At 58.4% G+C, this 15,081-nt stretch carries 13 protein-coding genes; 8 read left to right on the top strand and 5 right to left on the bottom strand.

Annotation, left to right across the window (positions count from 1 at the left end):
- Nucleotides 1-58: 58 nt before the first annotated feature.
- From mutS to Q674_RS34235, 3 genes are all read right to left on the bottom strand, one after another.
- The gene (gene mutS, locus Q674_RS34245; protein WP_023009329.1) at nucleotides 59-2,683 is read right to left on the bottom strand and encodes a DNA mismatch repair protein MutS; all 2,625 of its coding nucleotides are present in this window, start codon (nucleotides 2,681-2,683) and stop codon (nucleotides 59-61) included.
- Between the two features lie 111 nt (nucleotides 2,684-2,794).
- Nucleotides 2,795-3,418, bottom strand: coding sequence for a TIGR04282 family arsenosugar biosynthesis glycosyltransferase (locus tag Q674_RS34240; RefSeq protein WP_023009328.1), 624 nt, complete (start codon nucleotides 3,416-3,418; stop codon nucleotides 2,795-2,797).
- Nucleotides 3,415-4,119 carry a TIGR04283 family arsenosugar biosynthesis glycosyltransferase gene (locus Q674_RS34235; RefSeq protein ID WP_023009327.1) on the bottom strand — a complete coding sequence of 235 codons (705 nt, stop codon included), beginning with the start codon at nucleotides 4,117-4,119 and terminating at the stop codon, nucleotides 3,415-3,417. Before Q674_RS34235 ends, Q674_RS34240 begins: the two co-directional genes overlap by 4 nt.
- A gap of 73 nt (nucleotides 4,120-4,192) precedes the next feature.
- On the opposite strand from Q674_RS34235, the gene Q674_RS34230 reads away from it, so the two are divergent.
- From Q674_RS34230 to Q674_RS34215, 4 genes are all read left to right on the top strand, one after another.
- Nucleotides 4,193-5,293 (top strand): FAD-dependent oxidoreductase, encoded by a 1,101-nt coding sequence (locus tag Q674_RS34230; protein ID WP_023009326.1) that lies wholly within the window; start codon nucleotides 4,193-4,195, stop codon nucleotides 5,291-5,293.
- Nucleotides 5,294-5,330: 37 nt separating this feature from the next.
- Nucleotides 5,331-5,831, top strand: coding sequence for a nicotinamide-nucleotide amidohydrolase family protein (locus Q674_RS34225; RefSeq protein WP_023009325.1), 501 nt, complete (start codon nucleotides 5,331-5,333; stop codon nucleotides 5,829-5,831).
- A gap of 157 nt (nucleotides 5,832-5,988) precedes the next feature.
- Nucleotides 5,989-7,032 carry a recombinase RecA gene (gene recA, locus Q674_RS34220; RefSeq protein ID WP_011785554.1) on the top strand — a complete coding sequence of 348 codons (1,044 nt, stop codon included), beginning with the start codon at nucleotides 5,989-5,991 and terminating at the stop codon, nucleotides 7,030-7,032.
- A 32-nt stretch (nucleotides 7,033-7,064) separates the two neighbouring features.
- Nucleotides 7,065-7,526: a flavodoxin family protein gene (locus Q674_RS34215; RefSeq protein WP_023009324.1), complete on the top strand. Its 462-nt coding sequence runs from the start codon at nucleotides 7,065-7,067 to the stop codon at nucleotides 7,524-7,526.
- Here Q674_RS34215 and Q674_RS34210 read toward each other — a convergent pair whose 3' ends face one another.
- On the bottom strand, nucleotides 7,527-7,904 hold the full coding sequence (locus Q674_RS34210; protein ID WP_031210250.1) for a PilZ domain-containing protein: 378 nt from the start codon (nucleotides 7,902-7,904) through the stop codon (nucleotides 7,527-7,529).
- A gap of 238 nt (nucleotides 7,905-8,142) precedes the next feature.
- Here Q674_RS34210 and Q674_RS34205 point away from each other — a divergent pair, with 238 nt between their 5' ends.
- From Q674_RS34205 to Q674_RS34195, 3 genes are read left to right on the top strand one after another with little or no spacing between them, the layout of a single operon-like run.
- Entirely contained in the window at nucleotides 8,143-10,551 is a 2,409-nt protein-coding gene (locus Q674_RS34205; RefSeq protein WP_011785551.1) for a Lon protease family protein, read from the top strand.
- Nucleotides 10,552-10,589: 38 nt separating this feature from the next.
- The gene (gene fixJ, locus Q674_RS34200) at nucleotides 10,590-11,210 is read left to right on the top strand and encodes a response regulator FixJ (RefSeq protein WP_014420970.1); all 621 of its coding nucleotides are present in this window, start codon (nucleotides 10,590-10,592) and stop codon (nucleotides 11,208-11,210) included.
- Between the two features lie 51 nt (nucleotides 11,211-11,261).
- Nucleotides 11,262-12,830, top strand: a complete 1,569-nt coding sequence (locus Q674_RS34195) for a response regulator (protein WP_023009323.1) — start codon at nucleotides 11,262-11,264, stop codon at nucleotides 12,828-12,830.
- A 3-nt stretch (nucleotides 12,831-12,833) separates the two neighbouring features.
- On the opposite strand, the gene Q674_RS34190 is transcribed toward Q674_RS34195, so the two are convergent.
- On the bottom strand, nucleotides 12,834-13,709 hold the full coding sequence (locus Q674_RS34190) for a MaoC family dehydratase (RefSeq protein WP_023009322.1): 876 nt from the start codon (nucleotides 13,707-13,709) through the stop codon (nucleotides 12,834-12,836).
- A 236-nt stretch (nucleotides 13,710-13,945) separates the two neighbouring features.
- On the opposite strand from Q674_RS34190, the gene Q674_RS34185 reads away from it, so the two are divergent.
- On the top strand, nucleotides 13,946-14,977 hold the full coding sequence (locus Q674_RS34185) for an AraC family transcriptional regulator (RefSeq protein WP_014420974.1): 1,032 nt from the start codon (nucleotides 13,946-13,948) through the stop codon (nucleotides 14,975-14,977).
- Nucleotides 14,978-15,081 lie beyond the last annotated feature (104 nt).

Raw genomic sequence — 15,081 nt, 5'->3', positions numbered from 1 at the left:
CGCAAGCGTTGGCCTGCTATATCGTTATTACCCAGATCAAGTTTGGCGCAGAATGCTGTTATTTTTCCAGTAACCCCTTGAGTTCATAGAGCTGGTTCAGGGCGTCTCTCGGGGTGATGCCGTCCAGATCGAGCTTTTCCAGGGCCTGTTCCACCACGCTCGGCTCGGCCATGGCAAACATGTCGCCCTGGTACACCGCGTCGACACTGGCGGCCTTTGTCGCAGATGGTGCAGCCGGTTTCGGCTCGTTAACGCTCACGGGTGCCGGCGACGGGTTGCTGCCTGCTTCCAGGCCTTCCAGATGCGCCAGCTGGGTCTTGGCGTTGCGGATCACATCCTGGGGTACACCGGCCAGTTTTGCCACCTGCAGCCCGTAACTCTGGCTTGCCGGGCCATCGTGCACATTGTGCAGAAACACGATGGAATCGTCGTGCTCGGTGGCGGTCAAATGCACGTTAACCGCATGTTCCAGGTCATCGGCCAGCTGGGTCAGCTCGAAGTAGTGGGTGGCGAACAGGGTATAACATCGGATGTTCTTCGCCAGGTGCTCGGCCGTGGCCCAGGCCAGCGACAGGCCATCGAAGGTGCTGGTGCCCCGGCCCACTTCATCCATCAACACCAGGCTGTGTTCGGTGGCATTGTGCAGGATATTGGCGGTTTCGGTCATTTCCACCATGAAGGTGGAGCGGCCACCGGCAATGTCATCCGAGGAGCCCATGCGGGTGAAGATCCGGTCCACCGGGCCAAGCACGGCTCGGTTGGCGGGCACGAAACTGCCGGTGTAGGCCAGCAGGGCAATCAGGGCGGCCTGGCGCATGTAGGTGGACTTACCGCCCATGTTCGGGCCGGTGATCACCAGCATGCGGCGTTTGGTATCCATCAACAGGTTGTTGGGCACAAACGGCTCGTCCAGCAGCTGCTCCACCACCGGGTGCCGGCCTTCCTCCACATCAAATCCTGGCTGGTCGGTAAATTCCGGCGCGGTGAAGCGCAAGGACGTGGCCCGTTCGGCGAAGTTGCTCAGTACGTCGAGTTCGGCCAGGGCCTGGGCGGCGTCCTGCAGCGGGGCGAGTTGTTCGGCCACGGTTTCCAGTACGTCGTCGTACAGGCCTTTTTCCCGGGCCAGGGCACGGCTTTTGGCGCTCAGTGCCTTGTCCTCAAACTCTTTCAGTTCCGGGGTGATGAAGCGTTCGGCGTTTTTCAGGGTCTGGCGGCGGATATAGTCCACGGGTGCCTGGTCAGACTGCGCCCGGCTGATTTCGATGTAGTAACCATGCACCCGGTTGTAGCCCACTTTCAGGGTGGAAATGCCGGTGCGTTCACGCTCCCGGGTTTCCACATCCAGCAGATACTGGCCGGCGTTTTCACTGATGTTGCGGAGTTCATCCAATTCTTCGTCGAAGCCTTCGGCAATCACACCGCCATCACGAATTACCACCGGCGGGTTGTCGATGATGGCGCGTTCCAGCAGGTCGGCCAGTTCCGGGTATTCACCGATGACGGTGGCCAGCTTCACGATATGGTGTGAGTTGACCGGTTTCAGTGCCTCCTGCAGTTCTGGCAGGGCATGAAAAGCGTCGCGCAGGCGCGCAAGGTCCCTGGGGCGGGCAGAACGCAGGGCAACCCGGGCCAGAATCCGTTCGATATCACCCACCCGTTTCAGTAGATCGTGCACCGGCTCATAGTGGAAACCGTCCAGCAGCGCAGATACTGCCTGCTGGCGCTGGCGCACGCGCTCAACATCCCGAAGTGGACGATTCAGCCAGCGTCGGAGCTCCCGGGCTCCCATGGCAGTGGCGGTGCGGTCCATCACCCAGGCCAGGGTGTGTTGTTGGCCACCCATCAGGTTGGTGTCGATTTCCAGATTACGGCGGCTGGCGGCATCCAGTATCACGGCGTCTTCCCGGCGTTCGCGGGTCAGTTTGCGGATATGCGGCAGCGCCGTGCGCTGGGTCTCCTTGGCGTATTGCAACAGGCAGCCTGCAGCGCAAACGGCCAGGGTCAGGTCTTCGCAGCCAAAGCCGGTGAGATCGCGTACCTGCAACTGCTGGGTGATCACCCGGAGGGCGGTGTCCGATTCAAACAGCCAGGGGCCCTGACGGCGTACGCCGGTGAAACCCTCAAGGATGTCGGTATAGGGAAAATCCTCGCTGATCAGGATCTCAGCGGGTCGCAGGCGCTGGAGCTCACCCTGCAGGGCTTCAAGGCTCTCCAGTTCCGACACCGCGAACCGGCCACTGGAAATATCCAGAGAGGCAAAGCCGAACTGCTCTTTGTGATGGTAGATGGCTGCCAGCAGGTTATCGCGGCGGTCTTCCAGAAACGCCTCGTCACTCAGTGTACCGGGAGTGACAATGCGCACGACCTTGCGTTCCACCGGGCCCTTGCTAGTGGCAGGATCACCAATCTGCTCGCAGATAGCGATGGACTGGCCCGCGCGAACCATGCGGGCAATGTAGCCTTCGGCCGAATGGAAGGGTACCCCTGCCATGGGAATCGGATTACCTCCGGACTGGCCACGTGCGGTCAGGGTAATGTCCAGCAACTCTGCGGCTTTTTTAGCGTCGTCGTAAAACAGCTCGTAGAAGTCCCCCATGCGGTAGAACACCATCTCGTTCGGGTGTTCTCCCTTGATTTTCAGGTACTGCTGCATCATCGGGGTGTGCTTGGACAGGTCCGTCATAGTTCCTCAATTCTTCCGGGTAAACATCGGCAAGGGTGGTGGCACGCCGTTCGGGATACCAAAACCCGCGATGGTACCATGGTCCGGAGGTGTCGGCAGCCGGTCAGTCACTCAGGGCATCATCAGTCCGGGATAGTCTGTCGCCAGCCTTTGCAGGTCAGCCGGCTCGTCGACGTCGTTCAGGGTTTCGCTCTCCGCCAGGCGCCACCCCAGGGCCGCCAGACGCTGTCGGGTGATGGCGGCCACCTGCTCGGTACTCCAGGGTATATCCGTGAAGAGGGTCGGGCTGAAACGCCGGAGCCCCAGCAGGGCATAGCCGCCGTCGGCGACCGGGCACAGGCAGGCATCGTGGTTCAGGAGGTCGCCGGCCATTTGCTTCAGTCGGTTGGCGTCAAGATCCGGGCAGTCCGTTCCGATCAGGATCACCGGTAAGCCGGCTGTCAGGGCATGCCTGGCCGCTTCCGCCATGCGATGGCCCAGGTCACCTTCAGCCTGGGAAGACAGGATGGCTCGGTCACCAGGGTCCAACTGTTGCCAGTATTCTGCCGCAGGATCCGGGCTGACACAGAGCTCCACCGGGCCGATACTGGCGTCGAGGGCCTGCGCCAGAGTGTGGCGCAGCATGCGGTCTGCCAGCCGGGCGGCACCGGCCTCACCCAGCGCCGGGATCAGACGGGTTTTTACCTTCCCGGGCCGGGGTTCTTTGGCGATAACAATAATGCGTGTCTGGTTCATCGGTAACGGACTGCCAGTTGGTCTGCGGGAACGCCGCGCCAATAGGCCCAGCGCAACTGCCACATTAAACAGATCGTCCGCCAGCCGCCGCGCTGATCCCAGCGCCGGCCGGAGGTGACCACTCTGTCCCTCAGACACACCGGGGGCGTGATGTGTTTCAGGCGTTTGCAGATTTCCACATCTTCCATCAGTGGTTGTTCCGGAAACCCTCCGACCTGCTCGAACAGGGTTCGAGTCATAAACAGGGCCTGATCGCCCGTGGCGATGCCGGTCAGTCTCGAGCGCAGATTCATCATGGCGCCAACGATCGGCAACAGGCGGGAGCGGCCGTCGATACAAACATCAAAACGGCCCCAGCTGGTTTCTGAGCGTGCCAGGTGAGTCATCACTTGCGTGTCCGCATGCTCCGGCAGCCGGGTGTCCGAGTGCAGGAATATCAGGAAAGGCGATTGGCTGCTTCGTGCTCCAGCATTCATCTGGGTTGCGCGTCCGCGGGCAGAGCGAATCAGGGGAAACCCCCTTGCTTCAATGAGACTGTCCGATTTGTCGTCGCTGCCGCCATCCACCACAATGATTTCGGCGCCCCGCTGACGCCAGATTTCCAGGTGGCTCAGCAGTGGTTCGATACCGTCAATCTCGTTGAGAACGGGGACGATGATTGCGAGCCGGGGATCTTCTTCGCGTATTGGGTGTCGCAACATGGATTTTGGTGACCTCCTGAGAGGAGCATATCAGAGCTCGGGATGGTGAGCATGGCAGGCGAGAGATGAGAATATGAAGCGACTGGTTTTGCTGGGTGCCGGCCACGCTCACATGGTGGCGTTGCGTCAGTTCGCGCGCGATCCGTTGCCGGAGACTGAGCTGGTGGTGGTGTCACCGTCCCGGTGGCAGTACTACTCCGGGATGATTCCGGGCTGGTTGGCCAGGCACTATCGCTTCGATCAGTGCCGTGTCCTGGTCGAGCCCACGGTGACCGCCGCTGGCGGCAGGCTGGTGCTCGATCGGGCGGTTGAACTGCGGGCGGCCGAGCAGGAGGTTGTGTTGGCAAGTGGTGAACGGCTGCCCTACGATTTGCTCTCGGTCGATGTTGGCTCGGCCAGTGACAGTGCCGGGCTGAACGAATCGGACAGTGTGATCCTGGGTGTTAAGCCCATTGAACGCTTTGCTGAAAACTGGCCGGCAACCGAGCGATCCCTGAACGCCAGGGCGCGCCCACGCATTGTTGTTCTTGGTGGGGGCGCTGGAGGTGCGGAGATCGCCATGGCCCTGGCCCGGCGGTCGGCAGACTGCGACCAGACGGGCGTTGTTCTGGTGGCCGGCAGCAATGGTGTGGTACCGGGCTTTCGTCCCCGCTTTCGCCGCCTGGTGCGGCGGGCGCTGATGCGCTGCGGTGTCGAGATTGTTGAGGAGTATGGAGAGCCGGTGGTTGACGGGGTTCGGTTGGCCGGCGGGCGACGAATGCGGGCCGATGCGGTTCTGGTATCTACCGGTGGCAGGGCTCTGCCCTTTCTGGGAGCCAGCGGCCTGGCCGTAGACGAAGCCGGTTTTGTCAGGGTAGACGCCAGCCATCGCAGTACGTCTCACCACAATGTGTTTGTGGCCGGAGATGCCTGTAGCCGGGTTGACCAACGGCTGGACCGTTCCGGGGTACACGCGGTTCGTGCCGGGCCGATACTGGCCCGTAATCTTGCTGCTGCGATATCGGGTAAACCGTTGGCGCGTTTCTATCCGCGAAGGTTTTCGTTGTACCTGTTGGCGGCGGGAGACTGCACGGCGATTGGTAGTTATGGCCCTTTGACGTTTTCGGGGGCCTGGGTCTGGAAGTGGAAAGACCGCATTGATCGCGGATTTGTTGACAGTTTTCCCGGAGCCTGAGACTGGCGACGGGCATTATAGGAAACGGGAGAACAATATGAATGTGACCGACGGACAATTGGCCAAGGCTGGTGACGCGCTGGCGGTGGCGCTTGAGCGTAAGGGGATGACCATCGCCACCGCTGAAAGCTGCACCGGTGGCTGGGTGGCCAAGGTGCTGACTGACCGGGCGGGGTCGTCCGCCTATATTATGGCGGGTCTGGTGACCTACAGTAACGCCGCCAAGCAGGCCATCCTTGGCGTACAGGCTGATACTCTGGAGCAGTGCGGGGCGGTCAGTGAACCGGTGGTGCGACAGATGGTGACAGGTGCCATACGTGCCACAGGCGTGGATATTGCCGTCGCTATCAGCGGTGTTGCCGGGCCGGGTGGGGGTAGTGCAGACAAGCCGGTTGGTACGGTCTGGTTTGCCTGGGGCAGCCGGGCTGGCAACATCGAAGCCCGGGTAGCGCATTTCGATGGCGATCGGGATCAGGTGCGCCGGCAGTCGGTTTTGTATGTATTAGAAGGAGTTACCGGATTTGTCGAAACCCTGTGAGGATTTTCACCTTTCCGGGGGTTGGTCTCCTTCTGGCCATATGTTTTAATACTGTTCAAATATACAGGAAAACACTGGATGGCTATTCAGGTTTTCTCCGGATTCTGCCGCATTGGCCGACAAGGTTGAGCGGCCCTGGTAACGAGGGTTTGCAAGAATGGAAGATAACCGCAAGAAAGCACTCGGCGCAGCGTTGAGCCAGATCGAACGCCAGTTCGGTAAAGGTGCCGTAATGAAGATGGGCGACCAGCCCCGTGAGGCGATTCCTGCCGTATCCACCGGCTCTCTTGGGCTGGATGTTGCTCTGGGTATTGGTGGTCTTCCTTACGGTCGGATCGTTGAGATTTACGGCCCGGAGAGCTCCGGTAAAACCACGCTGACTTTGCAGGTTATCGCGGAAGCGCAAAAACAGGGTAAAACCTGTGCCTTTGTGGATGCCGAGCACGCTCTGGACCCGGTTTATGCGGAAAAGCTGGGTGTTAACGTTGATGAGCTGCTGGTTTCCCAGCCGGATACCGGTGAGCAGGCGCTGGAAATCGCCGACATGCTCGTGCGCTCGAACGCGGTGGACGTGATCATTGTCGATTCGGTTGCGGCGCTGACCCCGAAAGCGGAAATTGAAGGCGAAATGGGCGACAGCCACGTGGGTCTTCAGGCTCGCCTGATGTCACAGGCACTGCGCAAGCTTACCGGTAATGTGAAGCACGCCAATTGCCTGATGGTGTTCATCAACCAGATCCGTATGAAGATTGGCGTTATGTTCGGTAGCCCCGAGACTACCACCGGTGGTAACGCCCTGAAATTCTACTCCTCTGTGCGCCTTGATATTCGCCGTATCGGTTCGGTGAAAGACGGCGACGAAGTGGTGGGCAACGAAACCCGCGTAAAAGTCGTCAAGAACAAGGTATCGCCGCCGTTCCGGCAGGCAGAATTCCAGATCATGTACGGTAAGGGCATCTACCACATGGCGGAAGTGCTCGACATGGGCGTGAAAGAAGGCTTTGTGGACAAGTCCGGTGCCTGGTACGCCTATAACGGCGACAAGATCGGCCAGGGCAAAGCAAACGCTTGTAAGTTCCTGGAAGAGAACCTGGATATCGCCAATGAAATCGAGGCCAAGGTGCGTGACAAGCTGATGCCCAAGCCGGTCAAGAAAGAAACGGCGGAGGCTCCTGCTGAAGCCAATGGCGAACTGCTGTAAATTCTAAAAAGAGAAAGATAAGGAGGCGTGACATGAAGCGACTGCTGATTGTGGCCAATGCCCCGTCTCCGAATACCCTGGGATTACGGAGCGCCATCGAAAATGGCGCCCGTAATCCGGACATCGAAGCGGTAGATGTGGTGGTAAAGGCGCCTCTCGAAGCTGGCCCCGAAGACATCCTCGCATGCGACGCCATTATCCTGGGCACCACGGAAAACCTCGGCTACATGTCTGGCGCCCTGAAAGACTTTTTCGACCGCAGCTACTATCCCTGCCTGGAGAAAACCCAGGGCCTGCCTTTTGCCTTTTATATCCGTGCCGGCCATGATGGTACCGGAACCCGCCGAGCTATTGAGGCCATAACCACAGGGCTGCGCTGGAAGCTGGTGCAGGATGCACTGGTATGCCGGGGTGAATTCCGGCCCGAGTTTGAAGAGCAGTGTTACGAGTTGGGTATGACAGTGGCGGCCAGCCTTGACGCCGGCCTGATCTGATCAACTGGCGTAGCGGTTGTAGAAGCCTTCAATACGGGACAGTGCGTTGTCCATCGTTCGTGAGTAGGCATTTTTATCCAGGCAATAGGCAAACTGCAGGCTGACCCGATATCCCGCCTGGTAGGGCTGGCAGGCGATAACCCGGGCGCCGACCCGGGATTCACTGATGTACTTGCCCTCGATATCAAGAAACAGTCGCACACCTACATCCACTGGCCGGGGGCAGAGAACCGCCATACCATAGCGGTTCATGTCCAGGCAGGTAACTGCCACAGGCTGTTTGCCACGGCCGAAGAAACCGCGCTCACGCAGTTGAACCCTCAGGCAGGACGCCGGAAAACGATCCTTGATACGGCGATCTGCGGAATTATTCGTCATGTTTTCAGTCATCACGTGTCTTGTACTTGTTGTGGCCGGATTCCGTCCGGGAGATGAAGTGTAGTAATCGACGGCTTGCATGAAAAATGACCACGGCCGGATTTGTGACCAAGTTGGCACTTGCTGTCGGCTCTGGCCCCTTTCGATAAAACCGGACGAGGTACGCGACAGACCCGGCCCCAGGCACTACAATGGCGGGCCTGAAATCCGACAAAACTGACCGTTACGGGAAGCCAATTTGAAGTCTCTGCCCCTGCATCAGCTGTATAAAGCCTGCGTCCTCAAAGACCTGCCATTCAAGACCACAAGGCAACTTGAGCCCCTGGCCGAAATCGTGGGCCAGAACCGTGCCCAGGAGGCCGTGCGCTTTGCCCTGGCCATGCCCCATGGCGGCTACAACGTCTATGCCGTGGGGCGGAATGGGCTGGGCAAGCGAACCATGATGCTGCGTTACCTTGAGCATCATGTGGACACGCTGCAGCAAAGCCATGACTGGTGTTATGTCGCCAACTTCGAGGAACCGCGTAATCCCAAGCTGTTGCAGCTGCCGGGAGGTATGGGTACCCAGTTGAAGCAGGACATGGAAAAGCTGATGACCCGGCTGGTGAAGACGATCCCCCAGACTTTCGACAGCGACAGTTTTCTGGAACGCTCGGAGCAGTTGAAGAATGATTACGGCAAGAGGCAGGAAGATGAGCTGGCCAAAGTGGCCGCCCAGGCCAAACGGAAAAAGGTAAGCCTGACGGTAACCACCCCCGGTGGCTATCGCCTGGTCGCCATGAATGGCGACGAGCCTCACACCGCGGAAAGCTTCCAGGCTCTGACCGAGGAGCAGCGGGACAAGTTTGAGGACTCGATCAACAAGCTCGAGAAGAAGCTGCGCCAGGCGTTGCGGAAGATGGCGGACTGGGAACAGGAATATGCCGACAAACAGCAGGCTCTGAACCAGGAGACCCTGGAGGGTATTTCCGGCCATCAGATTGACGAGCTGGTAGAGAAATATCGTGAACAGCCCGATGTGGTTACTTACCTGGAGGCCGTTCGCAAAGACCTGGTGGATAACCTGGATATCTTCCTGGAAGACGACGAGGAGCAGGCTGCCATTGCCTGGGCCGCACTGGACAAGAGAATGCCCCGGCGCTACCTCATCAATGTGCTGGTGCATCAGAAAACCAATGAAGTACCGGTGGTGGTGGAAGATAATCCCACCTATCACAATCTGTTCGGCTATGTGGAAAACGTGACCTACAAGGGCACGGTCTTTACCGACTTCTCTCTGATTCGGGCCGGAAGCCTGCACAGGGCCAACGGTGGCTACCTGCTGATGGACGCCATCAAGGTGCTGGAGCAGCCGTTCGTATGGGATGGTCTGAAGCGCGCATTGCGATCAAAGTCGATCCAGATCAACTCCCTGGAGCGGGAGCTGACCCTCTCCGGCACCATTTCCATCGAGCCGGAGGCGGTTCCCCTGAACGTCAAGATTGTGTTGTTCGGCGATCGGGAAACCTGGATGCTGCTGCAGGAATACGATTCCGAGTTTGCCGAGCTGTTCCGGGTAACGGCGGATTTCGAAAACGAGATGTACCGCACCGAAGAGAGCCAGTTGCTGTACGCCAAGTTCATCTCCAGCCTTGTGGTTGAGAAGAAACTGTTGCATTGCACCAACAAGGCGGTGGCTCGCATTATCGAGCATAGTGCCCGCATGGCCGACCATCAGGACAGGCTGTCGTTGCATGCTGCCGACATCGCCAACCTGTTGCGAGAGTCGGATTTCTGGGCCCGCCAGGCTGGTGCCAAGCTGATTTCCGAGGTACATGTGGAACGTGCGCTGGAGAGCGCCCGTTACCGCAGCAGTCGCATCCGAGATCAGTTCTATGATTCCATCCGGGACGGTTCCACTCTGGTGACCACCACCGGCACCTGCGTAGGTCAGGTTAACGCGCTTTCGGTATTGTCCACCGGTGGCTTCGAGTTTGGTTTGTCCAATCGCGTGACCGCAAGCTGCTACTATGGAGATGGCGGAGTTATGGACATTGAGCGCGATGTGAAGCTGGGCGGCAATATCCACTCCAAGGGCGTGATGATTCTGAGTTCCTGGCTGGCCTCTCATTTTGCCGTGAACGATCCCATGCACCTGTCTGCCAGCCTGACCTTTGAGCAAAACTATGGCGAGGTGGATGGCGACAGTGCCTCATTGGCGGAACTCTGTGCGCTGATTTCGGCCTTGTCCGGCATTCCGGTGCGGCAGGATCTGGCCATTACCGGCTCTGTTAATCAGTTTGGCGAGGTTCAGCCGATTGGTGGTGTGAACGAAAAGGTGGAAGGCTTCTATGCCACCTGTGAGCTTAAAGGTGGTCTGACCGGCAGCCAGGGTGTCATCATTCCAACCACCAATGTCCAGAACCTGATGTTGGACAGCGAAGTGGTGCAGGCGGCCCGGGCAGGGCGGTTTGCCGTGTACCCGGTTGCCCGGGTGGAAGAGGCGATTACACTGTTGCTGGGCAAGCCGGCGGGCAAAGCCGATGAGAAAGGCAGGTACCCCAAGCAGAGTGTTTTTGGCATTATTCAGCAACGGCTCGAAAAAATGCGCGAGCATGAGCGTCAGGAGCACGCCCGGGACGATCATAAAGATCCGTCCATTCACTGACCGGCACCATAATAAAACGGACAGGAGAGTACAGATCCATGACTGAGATCCAGCAAACTGTGTACGTGGTAGAGGACGATGAAGCCGTTCGTGATTCACTGGAGTTGTTGCTGAAATCCGATAGCAAGCCGGTGAAAACCTACGAAAGCGCCAATGCCTTTCTGAAGGACTATTCCGACAAGATGGCCGGCTGCATCGTGCTGGATATCCGTATGCCCGGGATGGATGGCATGGAGCTTCAGAAGAAGCTTAACGACAAGCATTCGATCCTGCCCATCATCTTTGTGACCGGCCATGGCGATGTGCCGATGGCGGTGGACGCCATGAAAGAGGGCGCCGTGGATTTCATCCAGAAGCCCTACCGTGAAGAGGCCCTGCTGGAGAAGATCGAGGCGGCCCTGGAGCAGGATCAGGAACAGCGTAAATCCCTGGACGAAAAGCAGGAAATCATCCGCCGGGTGAAGAGCCTGACGCCCCGCGAGCGGGAAATCATGGACCGCATGATTGCCGGCCAGGCCAACAAGGTCATTGCCATTGAGCTGGAAATCAGCCAGCGTACCGTGGAGATTCACCGTTCCCGCGTAATGCACAAAATGGGCACTCATTCCCTGGCCCATCTGGTACGTATGGTCCTGTCCGTAAAGGACCTTATCGACTAGGACGGCCGGCACCGTCATCATGTCCGAACGTTTTTAACCGGCCGTATTTCTATGACTGAAACTGTCAGTGAGAACTCCGAGGTGACGGTTCTGTTGGTGGACGACAACCCGCAGAACCTGAAGGTCCTCTACGAGACCCTGAAAGACAAAGGCTACCGTTTGCTGATCGCCAACGAAGGTGAGAAAGCACTGGACCTTGCCCACCGACACCACCCTGAAGTCATCCTTCTGGATATCATGATGCCGGAAATGGACGGCTATGAGGTTTGCGAGCGCCTGAAAGCCGACCCGCAAACGGCCGACTGTGCGGTGGTGTTTCTGTCGGCACTGGATGATCTGCAGGCCAAGGTAAAAGGTTTTTCTCTTGGCGGCGCGGATTACATTTCCAAGCCGTTTCAGTCCCAGGAAGTGATTGCGCGGGTGAAAACCCATGCCCAGGTGATTCGCCTTGAGCGTGAATTGCAGGCCCGGAACCGCGAGCTTCAGGGTGATCAGACCCGGATTCTCAATTCCATCAGCGAGGGCATCTACGGCCTCGACGAGAATGGCATCATTGAATTCGCCAATCCCGCTGCGGGTATGATCATGGGTTGCCCGGTTGAAGACCTGATCGGCAAGAGCTTTTTTGATCTGCATTTTTCCACCGCGTCAGATTCGGAAGACAACCTGCCGGTGATGGCTACCTGCCGGCAAGGCGTGGCCGAAAACCAGCGCGATATCCGCATGCTGCGGGCCGACGGTTCCGGTTTCCCCGCGGAATATCGCTCAACGCCAAAACTGGATGACGAAGAACTCCACGGTGCGGTGGTGGTGTTCCGGGATATCACCACCGAGCTGGAAAACGAGCAGGCACTGGAGGATGCCCGGGCCATGGTTCAGGAGCAGCGGGATCAGCTGGCCCACACCTCACGTTTGAGCACCATGGGTGAGATGGCGGCGGGATTTGCTCATGAGGTCAATCAGCCACTGACGGCAATCACCAATTACGCCCGTGTGGCCAAGCGTATGATGGGCAAGGAGCAACCGGATCTCGGTTTGCTGCAGGAAACCCTGGACAAGGTCGAGGCTCAGTCCCATCGCGCCAGCGAAATCATCCGCCGGATCCGGCGATTCATGAAAAAGCCCGCCACCGGTAAGGAAATACTCTCGGTTCCCGGTTTGCTGGAGGATACCCGCCAGTTTGCCGAAGTCGACATGCGCAACAACGAAGGTGGCATCGAGGTGCAGGTAGAGGATTCGCTGCCGGATGTGCTGGCGGACCCCATACAGGTGCAGCAGGTCGCCCTGAACCTGATACGCAATGCCCTGGAAGCCACCCGCAGTGCCGGCGCGGCAACGCCGGTTGAAGTGAGTGCCCGCCGTTGTGGCGACCACTGTGTCCGGGTCCAGGTGCGGGACCATGGCATCGGAGTCGCCGAAGAAGCCGAAGAGAAACTGTTTCATCCGTTTCATACCACCAAAGACGAGGGTATGGGTATCGGATTGGCCACCTGCCGCTCCCTGATTCAGGCTCAGGGCGGCGAAATCGGATACGAGCGACCGGAAGATGGCGGCGCTTGTTTCTGGTTCACCCTGCCTGTTTCCGGAGCAGAAGTAGAGGTCTGCGCTCCGGAGGAATAAGCGCTACAGCCAGTCGATGCGCCCGGTCAGGTGCGGGGCATCGCCTTTCGCATTCAGTAACTGGAAATCCCAGCCATCTTTTCCTGTCTGCCAGTTCAGCATCGCGTTTCCCGGCAGTAGCAGGGGTTTCTTGAACTGGCAACTGGCCCGCACCGGGCCATCCTTCCAGCCCTTCTGGTTCTCCAGCAGCGCCAGTGCCCTTGCTTTGCTCCACATGCCATGGGCAATGGCCCGTGGAAAACCGAAGGCTCTGGCGCTCAGGGCGTGCATGTGGATTGGGTTTCGATCCCCCGAGACTTTGGCGTATTGCCGGCCCAGGTTTTCCGGGGCCTTGATCGCTTCGGAGAATGGGTAGGTTTCCAGCTCCGGTTTCGGTTTGGTGCTGGTTTTACCGGGGCCGTTGGTTATCCGGAACAGGTTGGTACTGACTTCCTCCCAGATCAGGCGTCCTGAGGCTCTCGCTTCCGTAACCAGGTCAAACTCCAGGCCCCGGTCGGTGCGTTTCTGGTTATCGAGGATAACCTTGAGGTCCAGATTTTCGCCTGCGGCCAGAGGGCGATGCTGGGTGATGCTGTTTCTCAGGTGGACCAACCCCAGCAACGGCAGCGGGAATGCGGGTTCGGTGAGCAGTTTAAGGTGCAGGGGGAACGCCAGGATATGCGGCCAGGTCACTGGCACGCGGGTTGCCGGCTGAAAACTGCAGACTTTCATATAATCGCGGAGCGCGGGAGAGTCCGTTGTAACGCCCAGAAGACTGGCCTCCAGCCTCGGAATCTGCACCGCTTGGGGGTGGTTCTTTCCGGATTTCGGCAGCAGTGCCTTACCGTACAGAGGCAAGAGGGCAGGGGGCGTGTGGTGATAAACCAGTGGCGCGGACATCGTAGCGTTCTCCTTGGTCGGCCCCGGGGCCGGCATCCATGTGCATGTCTTGATGGCAATGTGATTTTATATTGGGCGTTGCCAATTTCTGGTACAACTGTGCGTATGTGGCCTGATATGCTCTAATGTACGACGAAAGTCTGGCGAACCCGGCCAGATCTGGCATTGACCTGGCGTGCTCCGGGCCCTGTCCGGCGGGTCAAAGTAGTAACCAATAAATAAAAAAGCGGGATACTATGCAGGAACTACGTGATGCAGGCGTGATGCTGCGCCTGATATACGAGGCGATGAAGCGAAGAGGTATTGATACCGACGCCATCTTCAGCCGCCTTGGCGTTAACGAGCAGTACGTATACACGGATCAGCTAAGGACTCCCCACAGCGCCCAGCTCTATTTCTGGCAGGCGGTGGAGGATGTATCCGGTGACCCCGACGTTGGTTTGCACCTTGGGCCATTGCTCCCCGCCTACAAGGGGCAGGTACTGGAATACCTGTTCCTGAGCAGTCCGACGTTCGGCGAGGGCTTGCGCCGCGCCCAGAATTATCAGCGCTTGCTCAGCGATGCCGCCAACACGGATTTTTTCGTGGCTGGCGATGAAGCCTGCATGGTTCTGGACACCGCCTCAGACGATGTTCGCCGTCTCAAGCACTTCAATGAGTGTTTTGTTCAAGGCCTGATAACCTTTTTCAAATCCATTACCGACGGCAATTTCTACCCATCCCGGATCGAGTTCGAGCATGATCGGGAGCAGGGTCAGGATCATGTTCGTGAGGTGTTGGGGTGTGAGGTGGTGTTCGGTGCGGAGGAGAACCGGCTTTATTTCCCCGCCGAATTGCTGTCCCATGCATCGCCTCATGCGGAACCCGAATTGTTGGCCCTGCATGAACGCTTCGCCAGTGAGCAGGTGGCCCGGCTCGAGAAGAAGGACATTGTTGGCCAGGTGGAGCGCATCATCGCGGAATTGCTCGATAGCGGCGAAGTCACGCTTGATGCCGTGGCTGAGCGTTTGGGGATCAAGCCCCGGACCCTGCGAACCCGGCTGACCGAAGCCGAAACCAGTTTTAATCAGGTATTGGCGGATTTCCGCTACCGTCTTGCACGGCAGCTGCTGGCCACCACCGATGAATCCATTGATGAAATTGTCTACCTGACCGGCTTTTCAGAACCCAGTACGTTTTATCGGGCGTTCAAGCGCTGGTCTGGCATGACACCGATTGAATACCGCAAGACCGCCCAGGGCAAGGATGCAATGGTTGATGCCATGTAAGTGGCGATTCAGGTAAATCTTAAAAAAGTTTGGGAAAATCGTTGACATAAACGAGGGCCTCTTTATAATGCGCCCTCGTTGTCACAGAGCAGTCGCAAGACAGC

The sequence above is a fragment of the Marinobacter sp. EVN1 genome, from assembly GCF_000475375.1.
In the GTDB taxonomy this organism is placed as follows: Bacteria; Pseudomonadota; Gammaproteobacteria; order Pseudomonadales; family Oleiphilaceae; genus Marinobacter; species Marinobacter nauticus.
This window is presented reverse-complemented; position numbering and strand designations above follow the sequence as displayed.

What these genes read in the sequence shown, in the direction of transcription:
- mutS (WP_023009329.1), bottom strand. Translation starts at nt 2,683, where the DNA reads ATGACGGACCTGTCCAAGCACACCCCGATGATGCAGCAGTACCTGAAA.
- Q674_RS34240 (WP_023009328.1), bottom strand. Translation starts at nt 3,418, where the DNA reads ATGAACCAGACACGCATTATTGTTATCGCCAAAGAACCCCGGCCCGGG.
- Q674_RS34235 (WP_023009327.1), bottom strand. Translation starts at nt 4,119, where the DNA reads ATGTTGCGACACCCAATACGCGAAGAAGATCCCCGGCTCGCAATCATC.
- Q674_RS34230 (WP_023009326.1), top strand. Translation starts at nt 4,193, where the DNA reads ATGAAGCGACTGGTTTTGCTGGGTGCCGGCCACGCTCACATGGTGGCG.
- Q674_RS34225 (WP_023009325.1), top strand. Translation starts at nt 5,331, where the DNA reads ATGAATGTGACCGACGGACAATTGGCCAAGGCTGGTGACGCGCTGGCG.
- recA (WP_011785554.1), top strand. Translation starts at nt 5,989, where the DNA reads ATGGAAGATAACCGCAAGAAAGCACTCGGCGCAGCGTTGAGCCAGATC.
- Q674_RS34215 (WP_023009324.1), top strand. Translation starts at nt 7,065, where the DNA reads ATGAAGCGACTGCTGATTGTGGCCAATGCCCCGTCTCCGAATACCCTG.
- Q674_RS34210 (WP_031210250.1), bottom strand. Translation starts at nt 7,904, where the DNA reads ATGACGAATAATTCCGCAGATCGCCGTATCAAGGATCGTTTTCCGGCG.
- fixJ (WP_014420970.1), top strand. Translation starts at nt 10,590, where the DNA reads ATGACTGAGATCCAGCAAACTGTGTACGTGGTAGAGGACGATGAAGCC.
- Q674_RS34195 (WP_023009323.1), top strand. Translation starts at nt 11,262, where the DNA reads ATGACTGAAACTGTCAGTGAGAACTCCGAGGTGACGGTTCTGTTGGTG.
- Q674_RS34190 (WP_023009322.1), bottom strand. Translation starts at nt 13,709, where the DNA reads ATGTCCGCGCCACTGGTTTATCACCACACGCCCCCTGCCCTCTTGCCT.
- Q674_RS34185 (WP_014420974.1), top strand. Translation starts at nt 13,946, where the DNA reads ATGCAGGAACTACGTGATGCAGGCGTGATGCTGCGCCTGATATACGAG.